At 52.4% G+C, this 16,400-nt stretch carries 14 protein-coding genes; 10 read left to right on the top strand and 4 right to left on the bottom strand.

Annotated features, from left to right (window positions below):
• The first annotated feature begins 46 nt into the window (after positions 1 to 46).
• From lpxD to lpxB, 5 genes are read left to right on the top strand one after another with little or no spacing between them, the layout of a single operon-like run.
• On the top strand, positions 47 to 1,102 hold the full coding sequence (gene lpxD / locus QFZ34_RS21130) for a UDP-3-O-(3-hydroxymyristoyl)glucosamine N-acyltransferase (protein WP_307285178.1): 1,056 nt from the start codon (positions 47 to 49) through the stop codon (positions 1,100 to 1,102).
• Entirely contained in the window at positions 1,095 to 1,577 is a 483-nt protein-coding gene (fabZ, locus tag QFZ34_RS21125) for a 3-hydroxyacyl-ACP dehydratase FabZ (protein ID WP_307285175.1), read from the top strand. The genes lpxD and fabZ overlap by 8 nt, the downstream gene beginning before the upstream one ends.
• On the top strand, positions 1,577 to 2,401 hold the full coding sequence (gene lpxA / locus QFZ34_RS21120) for an acyl-ACP--UDP-N-acetylglucosamine O-acyltransferase (RefSeq protein ID WP_115053017.1): 825 nt from the start codon (positions 1,577 to 1,579) through the stop codon (positions 2,399 to 2,401). The genes fabZ and lpxA overlap by 1 nt, the downstream gene beginning before the upstream one ends.
• A complete protein-coding gene (locus tag QFZ34_RS21115; protein ID WP_370878823.1) occupies positions 2,382 to 3,269 on the top strand; it encodes an LpxI family protein in 888 nt (295 codons plus the stop codon). Before lpxA ends, QFZ34_RS21115 begins: the two co-directional genes overlap by 20 nt.
• The gene (lpxB, locus tag QFZ34_RS21110; protein WP_370878867.1) at positions 3,266 to 4,441 is read left to right on the top strand and encodes a lipid-A-disaccharide synthase; all 1,176 of its coding nucleotides are present in this window, start codon (positions 3,266 to 3,268) and stop codon (positions 4,439 to 4,441) included. The genes QFZ34_RS21115 and lpxB overlap by 4 nt, the downstream gene beginning before the upstream one ends.
• Positions 4,442 to 4,494: 53 nt before the next feature.
• On the opposite strand, the gene gltA is transcribed toward lpxB, so the two are convergent.
• Complete coding sequence (gene gltA, locus QFZ34_RS21105; RefSeq protein ID WP_115053020.1) at positions 4,495 to 5,787, bottom strand: citrate synthase; 1,293 nt, start codon at positions 5,785 to 5,787, stop codon at positions 4,495 to 4,497.
• Between the two features lie 145 nt (positions 5,788 to 5,932).
• Positions 5,933 to 7,360 (bottom strand): glutamate--tRNA ligase, encoded by a 1,428-nt coding sequence (gltX, locus tag QFZ34_RS21100; RefSeq protein WP_307285164.1) that lies wholly within the window; start codon positions 7,358 to 7,360, stop codon positions 5,933 to 5,935.
• A 111-nt stretch (positions 7,361 to 7,471) separates the two neighbouring features.
• Here gltX and QFZ34_RS21095 point away from each other — a divergent pair, with 111 nt between their 5' ends.
• Positions 7,472 to 9,913: a ComEC/Rec2 family competence protein gene (locus QFZ34_RS21095; protein WP_307285162.1), complete on the top strand. Its 2,442-nt coding sequence runs from the start codon at positions 7,472 to 7,474 to the stop codon at positions 9,911 to 9,913.
• Between the two features lie 107 nt (positions 9,914 to 10,020).
• Here the strand turns inward: QFZ34_RS21095 and lexA are convergent, their stop codons facing one another.
• Positions 10,021 to 10,737, bottom strand: coding sequence for a transcriptional repressor LexA (gene lexA / locus QFZ34_RS21090; RefSeq protein ID WP_115053023.1), 717 nt, complete (start codon positions 10,735 to 10,737; stop codon positions 10,021 to 10,023).
• A gap of 152 nt (positions 10,738 to 10,889) precedes the next feature.
• Positions 10,890 to 11,912 (bottom strand): substrate-binding domain-containing protein, encoded by a 1,023-nt coding sequence (locus tag QFZ34_RS21085; protein WP_115053024.1) that lies wholly within the window; start codon positions 11,910 to 11,912, stop codon positions 10,890 to 10,892.
• Between the two features lie 284 nt (positions 11,913 to 12,196).
• Here QFZ34_RS21085 and QFZ34_RS21080 point away from each other — a divergent pair, with 284 nt between their 5' ends.
• From QFZ34_RS21080 to QFZ34_RS21065, 4 genes are all read left to right on the top strand, one after another.
• Complete coding sequence (locus tag QFZ34_RS21080; RefSeq protein ID WP_115053025.1) at positions 12,197 to 13,459, top strand: ABC transporter substrate-binding protein; 1,263 nt, start codon at positions 12,197 to 12,199, stop codon at positions 13,457 to 13,459.
• A 112-nt stretch (positions 13,460 to 13,571) separates the two neighbouring features.
• Positions 13,572 to 14,519: a carbohydrate ABC transporter permease gene (locus QFZ34_RS21075; RefSeq protein ID WP_115053026.1), complete on the top strand. Its 948-nt coding sequence runs from the start codon at positions 13,572 to 13,574 to the stop codon at positions 14,517 to 14,519.
• Complete coding sequence (locus tag QFZ34_RS21070; protein ID WP_307285152.1) at positions 14,519 to 15,346, top strand: carbohydrate ABC transporter permease; 828 nt, start codon at positions 14,519 to 14,521, stop codon at positions 15,344 to 15,346. The genes QFZ34_RS21075 and QFZ34_RS21070 overlap by 1 nt, the downstream gene beginning before the upstream one ends.
• A 27-nt stretch (positions 15,347 to 15,373) precedes the next feature.
• Positions 15,374 to 16,381 carry an ABC transporter ATP-binding protein gene (locus tag QFZ34_RS21065; RefSeq protein ID WP_115053028.1) on the top strand — a complete coding sequence of 336 codons (1,008 nt, stop codon included), beginning with the start codon at positions 15,374 to 15,376 and terminating at the stop codon, positions 16,379 to 16,381.
• The last annotated feature ends 19 nt before the right edge of the window (positions 16,382 to 16,400 follow it).

Genomic DNA, 16,400 nt, shown 5'->3' with positions numbered 1-16,400 from the left:
TGACCTCCCGGGGGGAGCAAGTTTCCCCGGGGGAGAAAGTTAGTCGATGGCCGATCCGATCTTTTATGAGTCACTGTCAAACGTAACCATTGGTCAGATCGCCGATCTGTCCAATGGCGTTCTTGTGGACAGTTCTCTGGCCAACCGGCCAATTTCCCGTTTAGCCTCGCTAAATGATGCCGGTCCTGATGCACTCGTTTTCGTTGAAAGCAGAAAAAGTGCATTGGATTTGAGCGGTCTGAATGCCGCTTGTGTGCTCTGCACCGAAGAAGTCAGACCCAGCATACCAAAAAATGTCGCGATCATTGTCACGCGCCACCCACAGCAGGCATTTGCCGCTATCGGACGTGCGCTTTATCCGAATGCTGTCAATGCGCATTTGTGGAGCGGGCAAACCGGCATTTCATCGCATGCTATTGTTCATGAAACTGCTGAAATTGAAGACGGCGTAACAATTGAACCGGGTGCAATTATCGGCAGTCATGTGTCCATAGGCTCCGGCACTGTGATTGGCGCCAATGTGGTCATTGGTAATGGCTGCAAGATTGGACGCGATTGCTATGTTGCCCCAGGTAGTTCCGTTCAATATGCATTTCTCGGCAATCGGGTGCTGCTGCATCCAGGCGTGCGCATCGGACAGGATGGATTCGGCTATGTGCCGGGCAAAGCCGGTCTTGATAAAATGCCCCAACTTGGCCGCGTGATCATTCAGGACAATGTGGAAATTGGCGCAAATACGACCGTAGATCGGGGTGCTTTGGCTGATACTGTCATTGGCGAAGGCACGAAAATCGATAATTTGGTGCAGATTGCCCACAATGTGCAGATCGGCCGCCATTGCGTTATCGCGGCGCAGTGCGGTATTTCCGGCAGCGTCATTCTCGGCGATATGACGCGGCTTGGCGGCAGTGTCGGAATTAAAGATCACGTCACGATTGGGGCGAGTGTTGAGATTGCCGCGGCAAGCGGCGTTATGAATGATATTCCGGACGGTGAGAGATGGGCTGGAGCGCCTGCCCAACCGTTCAAGCAGTGGTTCCGTGAGATTGCCAGCGTTCGCGCCATGACCCGGACCAAGAAGGAGAGCAGTTCAGATGACTGATGCCATAAAAACAGAGAGCCTTGGCGTTGCGGATATCCAGAAACTTCTGGCCAATTTGCCACATCGCTATCCGTTCCTGTTGATCGACCGGATCGTTGATATTGACGCAGACAGATCAGCGACTGGGATCAAGAATGTCAGCATCAATGAGCCGCATTTTGCCGGACATTTTCCGGAACTGCCCATTATGCCTGGTGTGCTGATCATCGAAGCTATGGCCCAGACTGCGGGTGCTATTGTGTTGTTCAACAATGGTAGCGGCAAGCCTGGTCAGGTTTTCTTCATGACCATCGATAATGCCAAGTTCAGAAGGCCGGTTGTACCGGGTGACCAATTGAAATTGCGCGTCACAAAGCTCAAGCAACGCGGCAATATCCATAAATACGCCTGCGTTGCCGAGGTGGACGGATTCAAGGTCGCCGAGGCCGAAGTTGCGGCCATGGTTAGCTTCCCTGTTGAAGAGACCGGGGTTTAATGTCGAGCATTCATCCCACGTCCATCATTGAGCAGGGCGCAGAAATCGGCGAAGGCGTAACCATCGGCCCGTTTTGCCATATTGGTTCCCAAGCCGTTATTGGCGACAATGTTAGTCTTCTCAGCCATATCGTCATCATGGGGCCAACTACGCTCGGAGATGGCTCTAAAGTCTATCCCAATGCGGTGCTTGGCGGCGAGCCCCAGAATACCAAACATAAGGGTGGGCATACCACCCTTGTTATCGGCAAGAACTGCGTTATTCGCGAAGGCGTCACTATGCATCGCGGGACTGATGGGAGCCGCGGCATCACGACAGTCGGCGACAATTGCATGTTTCTGGCTTATTCCCATGTCGCGCATGACTGCATCATCGGCGATAATGTTACGTTTTCAAACAATGTCATGATCGGCGGTCACGTCACTATTGGAAACAATGTGATTATTGGCGGCGGTGCGGGTATTCATCAGTTTGTACGTGTGGGCCATCACGCCTTTATTGGCGGCCTCGCGGCGTTGGCCAGCGATCTCGTGCCTTATGGCATGGCTATCGGTAATCATGCTTATCTTGGTGGTCTTAACATTATCGGGATGAAGCGCTCGGGCATGGCGCGGCCTGAAATCCATAATTTACGCCATGCCGTGCGCATGCTGTTCGATCGGTCAAAATCGATCAAAAATCGTGCCGATGATGTTCGTACCGCATTTCCGGAATCGCCTGCCGTGGCTGATCTCATCGATTTCATCAGCACCGACACAAAGCGCGCCTTCTGTACACCGCCGCTCGATTCTGCAATCGAGATCAGTGACAGTGACGTCAGCTAGAGCGAAGAAATCTCCAGCGCCGATTATTGGCCGCACTGCCATCGTAGCGGGTAATGGCTCTCTGCCGGTCGCAGTTGCAGCCAGTTTGCGAAAGCAAGGCGCGAACCCTTTGATTGTAACAATCAAAGGGGAGGCTGATCCTGAACTTTATGCCGGCGAGCATGCCGAGATATCCATTGTGGAACTTGGCGGGTTGATGAGAATCTTGAAAGCGGAGAACATCACAAATGTTGTTCTTGCTGGTGGTATTCGGCACCGGCCGGAGTTCAGTGCCGCACTTAAGCCCGGAAACGGTAATCTTGTGGCGCTCTATCGGTTTATGCGCGCTTTCAGGCTTGGAGATGATGGGTTGCTCCGGGCTGTCATCTCGACAATTGAATCCTATGGTTTTCGCGTGCTTGGAGCGCACGAAGTCGTGCCTGATATTCTCGCGCCAGCGCCGGGATGCATCACACGTAAGAAACCTACTCAGGAAGGACGTGAGAACATCGAAGCCGCGCGTAAAGCAGCGACATTGATTGGTTCTCTGGACATTGGTCAGGCGGCTATTGCCGTAGGGCGGCGCGTCGTGGCGCTGGAGGGCGTCGAAGGGACGGATGCGATGCTACAGCGTGTCGCCGACCTGCGTGAGGCAAAGCGGATAAACCGCAAAGGTGGTGTCTTGGTCAAATGTGCCAAGCCGCAACAGGAAGTTAGGGCGGATCTCCCTGCTATTGGTGTGAGCACTGTTGAAAACGCGGTGAAGGCCGGTCTCAGCGGAATTGCGGTGGAAGCTGGCCGCACCCTTATACTTTCCTACGAAGATACCCTTGCCGCTGCCAATGCGGCCGGCCTGTTTATCCAGACTTTTGAGCAGGAGAAAAGCTGATGACAGCTCGAAAAACACTGCGTCTGGCTATCATAACCGGTGAGGAGTCCGGTGATCAGTTGGGAGCCGATCTGGTCAGGGCGCTGCGCAAAGATTATGATGGAGAGATTACGCTGACCGGCGTTGGTGGCGACCATCTTTCTGAGCTTGGGCTTGATAGCCTGTTTGACCAGCACGAGATAGCGCTTGTCGGGCTTAGTGCGATCATACGCAAATTGCCTCAGTTGGTTCGCCGGATATCTCAACTTGCTGCCTCAATTGTCGCTGCAAAGCCGGATTGTCTTATCATTATCGACAGTCCCGATTTCACGCACCGCGTGGCACGCAAGGTGAGGGCCGCTGATCCATCCATCCCCATCGTTAATTACATCAGCCCATCCGTATGGGCTTGGCGTCCTGAGCGGGCGAAGGCAATGCGCTCGTACATAGATCACGTCCTGGTTATTTTGCCTTTTGAAGTACAGGCATTAAAGGATCTGGAAGGACCCCCATCCACCTATGTCGGGCATAGGCTGGTTTCCTATGCGCCGCTGCTGGAAGCAGCCGAAAAAAACCGGGCACGAGATGCGGGACTTGGGGATAGAGATATCAAGAATCTCCTGATTCTGCCGGGTTCGCGAAGGTCGGAAATCGCCAGTTTGATTGATGTATTCGGTGAAACGGCAGGATTGCTGGTGAGCCGGGGCAATCGCATAAATGTCACTATACCGACATTGCCCCGAGTTGAGGCAATGGTTCGTGAATTAACGGCAAACTGGACGGTCCGCCCGAATATTGTTGTTGGTGAAGCCGAGAGGCTGCGCGCTTTTTCGCAAGCAGATGCAGCGCTTGCCGCGTCGGGCACGGTATCGCTTGAATTGGCGCTGGCTCGCATACCAACCGTACTTTCCTATAAGGCGGATTGGCTAGCGCGCACTTTTCTTGCGCCACGTATCAAAATATGGAGCGCCGCGCTTCCCAATATCATAGCCGATGAACCTGCTGTGCCTGAATATTTCAATATATTCGTGCGCGCAGGATCACTTGCCCGCCAAGTTGAGCAATTGCTGATGCCAGGTCTGCGGCGTGACGCTCAGCTTGAGAGTTTCGACAAGATCAGCCGATTGATGCAAACGGATCGGCCTGCCGGCGAAATTGCCGCTGAAAAAGTTCTTGAGCTTGCAAAGCGATAATTGCCGTTCATAACAAAAAAGGCGCCATCTGGCGCCTTTTTCTTTGTCTTTATTTATTTGCGATTTTCAACGCTCACATAATCACGCTGCGTTGCGCCAGTATAAAGCTGGCGCGGACGGCCAATCTTCTGAAGTGGATCTTCGATCATCTCTTTCCACTGGGCAATCCAGCCAACAGTACGTGCAACAGCAAACAGCACTGTAAACATGGTGGTGGGGAAGCCGAGCGCCTTCAATGTGATCCCGGAATAGAAATCGACGTTTGGATAGAGCTTCTTTTCGATGAAATATTCATCAGTTAGCGCAATCCGTTCAAGCTCCATTGCAACGTCGAGCAAAGGATCATCCTTGATGCCCAGTTCTGCCAGAACCTCACGGGTGGTCTGCTGCATGATCTTGGCGCGCGGGTCATAGTTCTTATAGACGCGGTGGCCAAAGCCCATCAAGCGGAACGGGTCGTTCTTATCCTTGGCGCGGGCAATATATTCAGGAATACGATCAACAGTGCCAATTTCACCAAGCATGGTCAGCGCAGCCTCGTTGGCTCCGCCATGGGCTGGACCCCAAAGGCAGGCGATGCCCGCTGCAATACAAGCAAACGGATTTGCGCCCGACGAGCCTGCAAGGCGGACTGTCGATGTCGAGGCATTCTGCTCGTGGTCAGCATGCAAAATGAAGATGCGATCCATTGCACGGGCAAGCACGGGGTTTGGAACGTAATCTTCGCAAGGCACTGCAAAACACATGTGTAGGAAGTTGGTTGCGAAATCGAGATTGTTCTTGGGGTAAACGAAGGGCTGACCGATATGATATTTATAGGCCATGGCGGCCAGCGTCGGAATTTTTGCAATCATGCGGATCGATGCGACCATGCGCTGATGCGGATCGGAAATATCTGTTGAGTCGTGGTAGAAAGCCGATAGGGCGCCTACGCAGCCGACCATGACTGCCATTGGATGCGCATCGCGGCGGAAGCCGCTGAAAAAGCGCGACATTTGCTCGTGCACCATGGTGTGGCGCGTCACGCGAAAATCAAAATCAGCCTTCTGGCTCTTTGTCGGCAGTTCGCCGTAAAGCAGCAAATAGCAAGCTTCCAGAAAATCGCCATGTTCGGCGAGTTGTTCAATTGGATAGCCGCGATGAAGCAATACACCCTCGTCGCCATCAATATAGGTAATTTGCGACTCGCAAGACGCTGTCGAGGTGAAGCCCGGATCATACGTGAATGCGCCAGTGTTCTTGTATAGAGTCCCAATGTCTACGACATCCGGTCCGATGGTCCCCTTTTTTATGGGTAAAGCGAATGCGTGACCATTGAGATCGATGTTTACGCTGTTCTCAGACATTGCCGTTCCTTTCTTGCTTTGACTTGCGCTGAACCAGCGCAAAAGCACCTTCCTCAAATGAGGTTATTTCCGTGATTTTTGCAGGCAGTGCACCGTACCCGAAAGGCATAATGTTGCAATGCAAAATTCGATGAAAAGCGCCTCACTATTGCGCTTTTAACTGATCCTCTATCCGACCGAGTGATTCATCCCGGCCCAGCACAGCCAATACGTCAAAAACTCCCGGAGACGTTGCCTTTCCCGTCAGTGCGGCACGTAGTGGTTGAGCGATCTTTCCGAGTTTCAGGCCGGTTTTTTCAGCATGAACACGAACAGCCGCATCAAGAGCTTCGGCGGTCCAATCACCAACTGCAGCCAAATCGGGCAATACGCCTCGAAGGACGGTCAAACCTTCCTCATTGAGCAGGGTGGAGGCTTTTTCGTCAAGCGGGAGCGGTCGTTCAGCAAACAGATATTTGGCACTGTCGGCAAGTTCCACAAGTGTCTTGGCGCGCTCTTTCAAGCCGGGCATGGCGGCGAGAAGCTGTGCCCTGGTTGTATCATTCAAGCGGGAAATTATGTCAGCCCCACCTTCGATCTCCGGCAAAACGTCGATCATGGCCTTTACCAGATCGGCATCGCTGGAAATTCGCATATAGTGACCGTTAATCGCCTCGAGTTTCTGGAAATCAAAGCGTGATGCGCCGCGATTAATGTCGGATATTTCGAACCATTCGATCATTTGCGCATCGGACATGATCTCGTCATCGCCGTGGCTCCAGCCTAACCGTACGAGATAGTTCCGCAGAGCTGCTGGCAAATATCCCATGGCGCGATAGGCTTCAACGCCGAGCGCACCGTGGCGCTTGGAGAGTTTTGCACCGTCTGCGCCATGGATGAGCGGGATATGGCCCATGACAGGCACGGCCCAGTCCATTGCGTTATAAATAACAGTTTGCCGTGCCGCATTGGTCAAATGATCATCGCCACGGATAATGTGCGTGACGCCCATATCGTGATCGTCGACGACGACCGCATGCATATAGGTCGGGTTGCCATCCGAGCGAAGGATAATGAAATCATCAAGGTCTTTATTGGGAAAGCGCACATCGCCTTGCACCTGATCGCGCACCAAGGTTTCACCCTCTTGGGGTGCTTTGATACGAATGACGGGCTTCACGCCAGCAGGGGCTTCCTTCGGATCGCGGTCGCGCCAACGGCCATCATAGCGGGGCGGGCGGCCTTCGGCACGGGCCTTTTCACGCATTTCCTCCAGCTCGGCCTGTGATGCATAGCAATAATAGGCTTTGCCTTTGGTAACCAGTTCTTCAGCTACGTCGCGATGGCGCGGAGCACGATCAAATTGGGAGACAACCTCGCCATCCCAATCAAGACCAAGCCATTTCAATCCATCAAGTATGGCGGTTACAGCTGCTTCGGACGAACGCTCGCGATCAGTGTCCTCAATGCGCAATAACATTTTACCGCCCGTATGCTTGGCGTAAAGCCAGTTGAACAGGGCTGTACGAGCGCCGCCAATGTGCAGAAAGCCGGTGGGCGAGGGAGCGAAACGGGTAACGACAGAAGATGACATAGGGTCTCCAGGGCAGTTCGGTCTATTAGTCGAACGTCCAATCGAATTGATTTGGCGTTGATGTACCATAGCGGTGCTGTCGTGCAAGGGCATTGGCAGAAATGGGGATCAATGGCCGAACCGTCAACCGACGAGAAAACGAGCGAAAGACTTTTCTGGTTTCAACCGGAAAGTCTTGGGCAGCCGCTTGTCAAAACATCTGGCACCGGAACGATCGATCATTATGGCGTTGGCTCGAATGGCCGTGTCGCCGTATTCAAACGGTCAGTCGAAGGCAAGCTGCAAGCCATTGCCCATGGAATTCCGGCGGCAATCAACGACGAGATTGCGCGAGGCGCGAAATTCTTGTTTCTGCCGGTGTTCGCTGGAACTGGAGCTATCCTTTATTTCGGCGCAAGCGGAGAGCCAAGACTAAGCCCGATGATCCTGGGAATCACGCTGCTTGTCGGATTTTATCTGCTGGCACACAACAGACCGTCGATAAGGATGGTCTGTCTCGGCTTCATGGCAATCACGGCGGGCATGGTTTGCGCAAAGCTGGAAACCAACAGAGCAGCGACGCCTATGCTTGGGTCTGAAGTGACGACCCGGGTGACGGGGCGTATTTCAGCATTGGCAAAGGATGCAAACGGAGGATGGCGGGTGATCCTTGACGTCATAGGCACCGAACGTCCTTCATTGCGTTATGGACCGGAGCGTATTGCGGTTTCTGCACGTCATTTGCCGCGAGATTTGAGCATTGGCGATGGACTCAAAGCACTGGTCCATCTGCGTCCGCAATCGGGCCCGGTTCGGCCAGCCAATTACGATTTTGCCTTTAACAATTATTATCGCGGCATTGGAGCCAACGGCTTTTTGCTGGGCCTGCCTCAAAAAGCCAATGTCGCGCCAAAGGCCGGAATAGCAGCAGCGGCATTCCTGACAATTAGCAATATTCGCCAGCAACTCACCCATCGCATATTGAAAAGCATTAAAGGGGAGCCGGGCGATATTGCGACATCGCTGGTGACAGGGCAGCGCGACGGCATAAGCGAGGAGACCAACAATGCCATGCGCCGCAGCGGCTTGTCACATATTTTGTCCATATCCGGCTTCCATATGGCATTGGTGGCTGCAATCAGCATAGGTTCGCTGCGCGCTGTATTCGCATTCTTTCCAAGTGCATCGGCCCGCTATCCCGTCAAGAAACTCGCGGCTGTCATCGCCCTGTTTGACTCGGCATTCTATCTTCTGCTTTCAGGCGCCGATGTTGCCGCACAACGCAGCTTTGTGATGCTGGCAGTTATGTTGCTTGCAATGACCGTGGATCGCGCGGCGATATCGATGCGTAATCTCGCAATTGCCGCCTCAATTACAATCGCGGTTTCACCACATGAAATTCTCGGACCAAGTTTCCAGATGTCCTATTCAGCAACTGCTGCCCTTATAGCTTTCTATAGCTGGTGGTCACGCTACCATTTGAGGCGAGGCCTACGAAAACAGACAAGTGCCAAGGCCGGCATATGGCTGTTTCCATCGAAAGCAACGGCCTATATTGGCGGCATTGCCATGACCTCGCTGGTCGCTGGCGGAGCCAGCTCGATCTTTGCTGCCTATCATTTCAATAATACCGCTCCTTTTGGCCTTGTCGGGAATGCCTTGGCGCTGCCAATTGTCTCAATTCTCGTGATGCCCTTCGCAGTGCTTGGCCTGCTCGCCATGCCTTTTGACCTCGATTGGCTTCCGTTTAAAATCATGGGATGGGGCATCGAGATTGTTATCGCCATAGCAAAAGCCGTGGCGTCGCATTCACCAAGTGGAAATCTTGGGCTGATGTCCGAAACTTCGCTTATTCTTATGGCGATAGGGCTTTTGCTTCTTCTATTTCTTTCAACGTGGTTGCGCCTGCTTGCCTTGCCATTGGTAGCATTGGCAATTGGTTTGACGGGACGGGCATCCTATCCTGCGATTGTGGTCTCAGAAGACGGAAAACTGGTCGCGTTAAGAACGGACGACGACCATCTGGCGATCAATAAACAAGCGGGCAGCGCCTTCAGCCTCGATAATTGGCAGTTGGGGTATAGGGCCGGGCAGATCATTAAGCCGGCAATGAAAGGCGATGTTGCAAGCGGCGCTCAATTCGAATGTGCCGATAAGCTTTGCACTGCCCGGGAGCCAGGAGGATTAATCGTTGCCTATACCGATGATGCAACAAGAACGGCAGATGCATGCCTAGAAGGGGATATCATCATTTTGGCTTTTGCCGCGAAGGCTCCAAATTGTCCAAATGCTGGAAAATTGTTACTTTCATCGCAAATGCTGGCGCTCAAAGGCGCTGCGGAGATCAGGTTTGATGCTCCACAATCTGACTCTGTCAAAGCCGATTCCACACCAGTTGGCACCGATTTGGCAAAACAAGAGCTTTCTCAACGCCTGAATTCGGTTGATATAAAGTATGCGATTGGCACGCCCAATCGCCCTTGGAATAATTACCGCATCTATTCCCGCGCCGCGCGCAATCTTGAAGAGCGGCAACTATCCAAGAAACCACCGGATACAAGCAATAAAATGTAGTTCGGCGTTTATGGTAGTCCCAAACATTTTTCGCTAGCTGCTATTCTGTGGCTGTTCGAATGGAGCCTACGAACAAAAGCACACCGTCCAGCGAAGTATAAACGCCATCAATATCTGCGTATCAGACCGACCAGCTTGCCCTGTACCTGAACGCGGTCCGGTCCAAAGATGCGGGTTTCATAGGCGGGGTTTGCTGCTTCGAGAGCAATGGATGCACCTTTTCGGCGAAAACGCTTCAAGGTTGCTTCTTCATCATCCACGAGTGCCACAACGATTTCACCGGGGCTCGCGGTATCTCCGCGCTTGATAACAACAGTGTCGCCATCAAAAATACCCGCTTCGATCATGGAGTCACCTTTGACCTCAAGCGCATAATGCTCACCGCTGCCGATCATATCGGGCGGGAGATTGAGCATGTGAGTCTGGTTTTGAATTGCAGCGATCGGCACACCGGCAGCGATACGTCCCATAACAGGAATGCTGATCATGTTGGCAGCAACAATATCGGCAGTGCTTGCTTGCGGGCGAGGCGGCGCAACATTTCGTCCCAAACTGCCTTCAATAACGCTCGGAGAAAATTTGCGTTGCGCGTTCAGACCCGGCGCAATCGAGTCGGGCAGGCGAAGCACTTCCAGCGCCCGTGCCCTATTTGCTAGCCGACGAATAAATCCTCGCTCCTCCAGTGCGGTAATCAGGCGATGAATGCCGGATTTGGATGCGAGATCAAGTGCATCCTTCATTTCATCAAAAGAAGGGGGAATGCCCGTTTCCTTCAACCGTTCATGTATGAAGAGCAGAAGTTCATGTTGTTTGCGCGTCAGCATAGGGGCGATCCTTAAGTGTGGAATCGGAAAAACAAAACCAGAACAAACACTATATGTTCCAGTTGTGTTCCACAAGGATTAATATCTGGTATAAACCAGCCCTATATGCCCAATTACTCTGAAAATCAGATGGAATGACGCAAAATATGGGCCTATCCGCTTATCGGAGGACCGCTCGACTGGCGCACTGTGAGTTCTACGGGCCATAATTCATGAATATTGTCCACGGGTTCGCCATCAAGGACGCGCACGAGCATTTCAGCGATTCTCGTGGCGGCGGAGCGCATTGATGATCGCGTGGTGGTCATGGATGGAACCATGTTGCTGGCATTGAGATATGGAAAGACATCGTCATGGGTGATGAGCGATACTTGTTTGCCCAACTGATAACCCTTGTTGCGAACTGCACGTGACACACCCAAAGCGGTCATCATTGATCCTGCAATGATTGCTGTCGGTTGCGGAGTGCATGAAAGCAGCCGTTGCGTTTCACGAAAGCCGATTTCATCAGAGAAGTAGTCGTGTACGATGAAGCGCGGGTCGATTTCGACGCCGCGTTCGCTTAGCGCTTGGCGATATCCAAGCTCGCGATGCTCAGAGAACGTAAACCCTCTTAACCCGTCAATCATGGCTATATGCCGATGTCCAAGGTCGAGGAGGTGGCTTGCGGCCTGATAGAATGCGCCCTGATTGTCGATATCCAGCCAGGCATGGGGCCTGTCTATGTTCGTACGGCCATGCAGAACAAAGGGAAAGTTTGCATCGATCAGCATGGATACGCGCTCATCGACCAAAACAGGCCCGGAGACGATGATCGCATCAACCCGTTTGCTCGAAATCAGGCGCTTATAAACCGAAATCTCGTCATTATCGACAATGGGACTGAGCAGAAAATCAATCTCGTCCCGGGAAAGGCGCTCCGCCAAACCGGCAAGAAATTCCGCGGTATGAGGCCCAAATCGCTGGCTGGAATCTGCGGGGATAACCAGACCGATAGCACCGACACGGCCCATGGCTAGACGTCGGGCATTTGCATTTGCGCTATAGCCAAATTTCAATGCCGCTTTATTGACGCGCTCGCGCGTAGCCTCATTCACTTCCGGATAACCGTTCAGCGCGCGGCTAACGGTCGTCTGGGAGAGGTTGAGCTTTTCAGCGAGTTCTTTCAGCTTCATGCCGGACGGTCCAAAACTGTATTCCTATCTGCGTCGTTAGATGTCTTTGCCTTCGTAATATAATCATACTTCAAAGCGCTTTAAATGATCTGCACAATTTTATTTGCCTGATTAATGGCGTTCATAAACTATTTATTGACATTCGTTTTGCGTTTTGACACCTTTTATCCAAAGCGCTTTGGATAGGTTAATTTCACTATCTGATGTGCTTGAGGAGGATCGTCAATTGGGGATTGAGTGCCGTCCGGCATGGGTTGATCCATTAAATATTTCTGGGAGGATTTATGAAAAAGAGTTCAGTTTTGGCGGGCATCCTGCTTACAGCGCTGTTGTCTTCAGGTGCCTATGCAGCCAATCTTTCTATTGTTTACAGCTCGACCGGCAATGAAAATGCCGAGTTGCGCAAGCAGCTTGACCGCTTTGAAAAAGAAACGGGCAACAAGGTTTCCATTGTGGCGATGCCATCAAGCAGTTCTGACAATTTCGGTCAGTATCGCCTTTGGCTTGCAGCCGGAAACTCGGATATCGATGTCTATAAGACCGATGTGGTTTGGGCGCCTCAGCTATCAGAGCAATTTCTCGATTTGACCGAAGCGGCAAAAGGCGTGGTCGACCAGCATTTCCCGTCGATCATTGAAAGCCAGACAGTGGACGGCAAATTGGTTGCCCTGCCATTATACACAGATGCGCCAGCACTTTATTATCGCAAGGATCTGCTCGAAAAGTACAAGAAGCCGGTCCCCAAGACATGGGATGAAATGGCTGCGACCGCCAAGGAAGTGCAGGATGGCGAGCGCCAAGCCGGAAACAAGGGAATGTTCGGATTTGTGTTTCAGGGAAATGCCTATGAGGGTTTAACCTGTAATGCATTGGAATGGATAAAATCATCCGGCGGCGGCCAGATTGTTGAGGCTGACGGTACGATCTCGGTCAATAATCCGGAGGCGGTTGCTGCGATTGATCGTGCCAAAGGTTGGATAGACACCATATCGCCAAAGGGTGCGCTGGCCTATAAGGAAGAAGAGTCCCGCGGGGTCTGGCAGACAGGCAATTCCGTCTTCATGAGGAATTGGCCTTACGCTTATTCATTGAGCCAAGGCGCTGACAGCGCCGTCAAAGGTAAGTTCGATGTTGCGCCGCTGCCCGTGGGAAAAGAGGGCGAGAAATCTGCCGCAACGCTGGGCGGTTGGAATGTGGCTGTTTCAAAATATTCCAAATCACCGGATGAGGCCATAAAGCTTGCTTTGTTCCTGGCAGATGAAAAGCAGCAAAAGGAAATGGCAATCAATATTTCTCATTTGCCGACCATTAAATCGCTCTACGATGACAAGGACATCGCTGCAGCGCAGCCTTTGATCCCATTGTGGAAGCCGGTTTTTGAAACGGCGGTTCCACGACCGTCTGCTCCGACAAAGGTCAAGTATAACGAAGTCTCCTCAATGTTCTGGAGTGCTGTTCACGACACATTGTCCGGAAATGGCACGGCCGCTGAAAACATTGAAGTACTTGAAGCCAAGATCGCCGAGCTTCAGGGAGGTAGCTGGTAGTTTTCTGCCAGCATAAGGGCACGGTGCGAGCGGTTGGAAGCCTCCTGACAATCCGCTCGCACCGACTGCCTGAGTTCACATCCCGATGTTTTTCCTGGGCAGGAATTCAAACATGACCTCAACAGCATTGCGATCAGATCTGTTACGCCAGCGATCCCGCTCGGCTCAGCTTTTCCTCATACCGATGATCATTGCTTTGGCAATCGTGGCTGGCTGGCCATTGATCCGAACCATCTATTTTTCCTTCACCGATGCTTCGCTCACAAATATGGGGGAAGCTAAATGGGTGGGATTCAAGAACTATCTTTCATGGGTCCAGCTGAAAAGCGGGCGCACGCTTTATTCCGGCCTGCTCGTCGATCCAGCATGGTGGAATGCAGTCTGGAACACAGTACGCTTTGCTGTCATTTCAGTGGCGCTTGAAGCCTTTTTCGGAATGATTATCGCCCTCGTGCTGAACGCCGAATTCAAGGGCAGGGGCATTGTCCGCGCAGCAATTCTTATCCCTTGGGCGATACCGACTATCGTCTCTGCCCGCATGTGGGGCTGGATGCTGAACGATCAGTTCGGCATTCTCAATGACCTTTTCATGCGCCTTGGCTTTATCGACAATCCAATCGCATGGACTGCAAGTTCCGATACGGCAATGATCGCCGTGTTGATCGTGGATGTATGGAAGACCACACCTTTTATGGCGCTTCTGATCCTTGCAGGTCTGCAAATGGTTCCGAACGATGTTTACGAGGCTGCCAAGATTGACGGCGTCCATCCCGTAAAGCAGTTCTTCCGTATAACGCTTCCTCTCGTCAAACCGGCGCTGATGGTCGCAATCATCTTCCGGCTGCTTGATGCCATGCGTATTTTTGACCTGATTTATGTCCTGACACCAAACAGTGCTCAGACGAAAACCATGTCGGTGCTGGCCCGCGAAAATCTCATTGAATTCGACAAGTTTGCCTATGGCTCGGCGCAATCGACGCTGCTTTTCGTCGTTATTGCTCTCATGACCATTGTCGCAATCTGGGTCGGCCGAGTTCGGCTGGATGGGGGAGATCGCTGATGCCCGTAGCTATCAAGAATACAGCATTTTATGCGCTTGTGGTGCTCATTGTCCTGTTTGCGGTGTTCCCGTTCTACTACGCAATCATCACGAGCTTCAAAACGGGCAGTGCGCTTTTCACGATTGAATATTGGCCTACGTCATTTTCCCTGGCCAATTATGTCAGTGTTATCGAAGCGGGCAGCTTTCCCCGCAATCTTCTGAATTCGCTTATTGTCTCCGGCCTCGTTGTAGCCTTGTCGCTGCTTATGGCGGTTACGGCAGCCTTCGCTTTGGCGCGTGTGCGGTTTCGTGGCCGCTCGCTTCTATTGCTGACAATTCTTTCGGTTTCCATGTTTCCGCAGATTGCAGTGCTGGCGGGGCTGTTTGAGGTTATCCGTTTCCTCGGGCTTTATAATACATTGTGGGGTCTAATCTTCTCGTACACGATCTTCACATTGCCCTTCACCGTGTGGGTGCTCACCACATTCATGCGCGATCTGCCGATTGAAATCGAGGAGGCGGCTATTGTTGATGGTGCCACGCCTTGGGTGATCATCACCAAAGTATTCCTGCCGCTCATGTGGCCAGCGCTGGTAACAACAGGCCTTCTGGCATTTATCGCTGCATGGAATGAGTTTCTGTTTGCCTTGACGTTTACATCGTCCACGGAAACGCGAACGGTTCCCGTCATCATTGCACTTCTATCCGGCGCCAGCGCTCACGAGGTACCGTGGGGTCTGATCATGGCTGCGTCCGTCATCGTGACGGTACCGCTGGTGGTTCTAGTGCTTATTTTCCAACGCAAGATCATTTCCGGTCTCACCGCCGGCGGCGTCAAAGGCTAGAGCCTTACGCTCAGGGGAGTTTCAAAAATGACAGTTATTCGTTTGAACAATGTACGCAAATCCTTTGGTACCTTTGATGTGATCAAGGGCGTGGATCTCGAAATCAATCCTTGCGAGTTCATGGTTTTCGTGGGGCCGTCCGGCTGCGGAAAATCGACGCTCCTTCGTTTGATCGCAGGGCTTGAAGACATCACCTCCGGCACGCTGGCTTTCGACGAGAAGGTTGTAAACAGCCTCACTCCATCGCAGCGTGGCATCGCCATGGTGTTCCAATCCTATGCGCTTTATCCGCATATGACTGTTTACGACAACATGGCTTTCGGGCTGAAGCTGGCAAAGGGTGGCGCGGACGAAATCAAGCGCCGGGTGAACGAGGCGGCGGAAATGCTGCAAATCACCGATTACCTCGACAGATTGCCCAAACAACTCTCAGGAGGGCAAAGGCAACGCGTCGCCATTGGCCGGGCGATCGTGCGAGATCCGAAAGTATTTCTCTTCGATGAGCCGCTTTCGAACCTCGATGCCGCATTGCGGGTGCAAACGCGTCTTGAAATCGCCAAGCTCCACGCGAAAATGCATGAGACGACGATGATCTACGTCACGCATGATCAGGTGGAAGCCATGACGTTGGCTGATCGCATCTGTGTATTGCGTGATGGCAATGTGGAGCAGGTCGGTACGCCGATGGAGCTATATGAGAAACCGCAATCGACTTTTGTTGCCGGATTTATAGGATCTCCAAAGATGAACTTCCTGACTGAAAAATTCGCCGATGCCTATAAGGCGCACACGCTTGGGGTGCGTCCGGAGCATCTTGAAGTTCGGGAAAAGGCTGGCACTTGGGCTGGAAAGCTCATCCATTCTGAAAATCTCGGTTCTGAAAGCTATCTCTATATCGATATTGGCGCAAAGGAACCGCTTGTCGTTCGTCAGGACGGGAAGCCAAGCCGGCAGCCGGGGGATCTTCTCCATGTTTCGCCCATCAACGACAATGTTCACCGCTTCGACCAATCGGGCTACCCGGCCCGGGCATGAAGCAAAAGCAGCACACAGC

The sequence above is a fragment of the Phyllobacterium ifriqiyense genome, assembly GCF_030817885.1.
Taxonomy (GTDB): Bacteria; Pseudomonadota; Alphaproteobacteria; order Rhizobiales; family Rhizobiaceae; genus Phyllobacterium; species Phyllobacterium ifriqiyense.
Note: the sequence above shows the minus strand (reverse complement) of the source record. Positions and strands in the feature narration are given on the sequence as shown.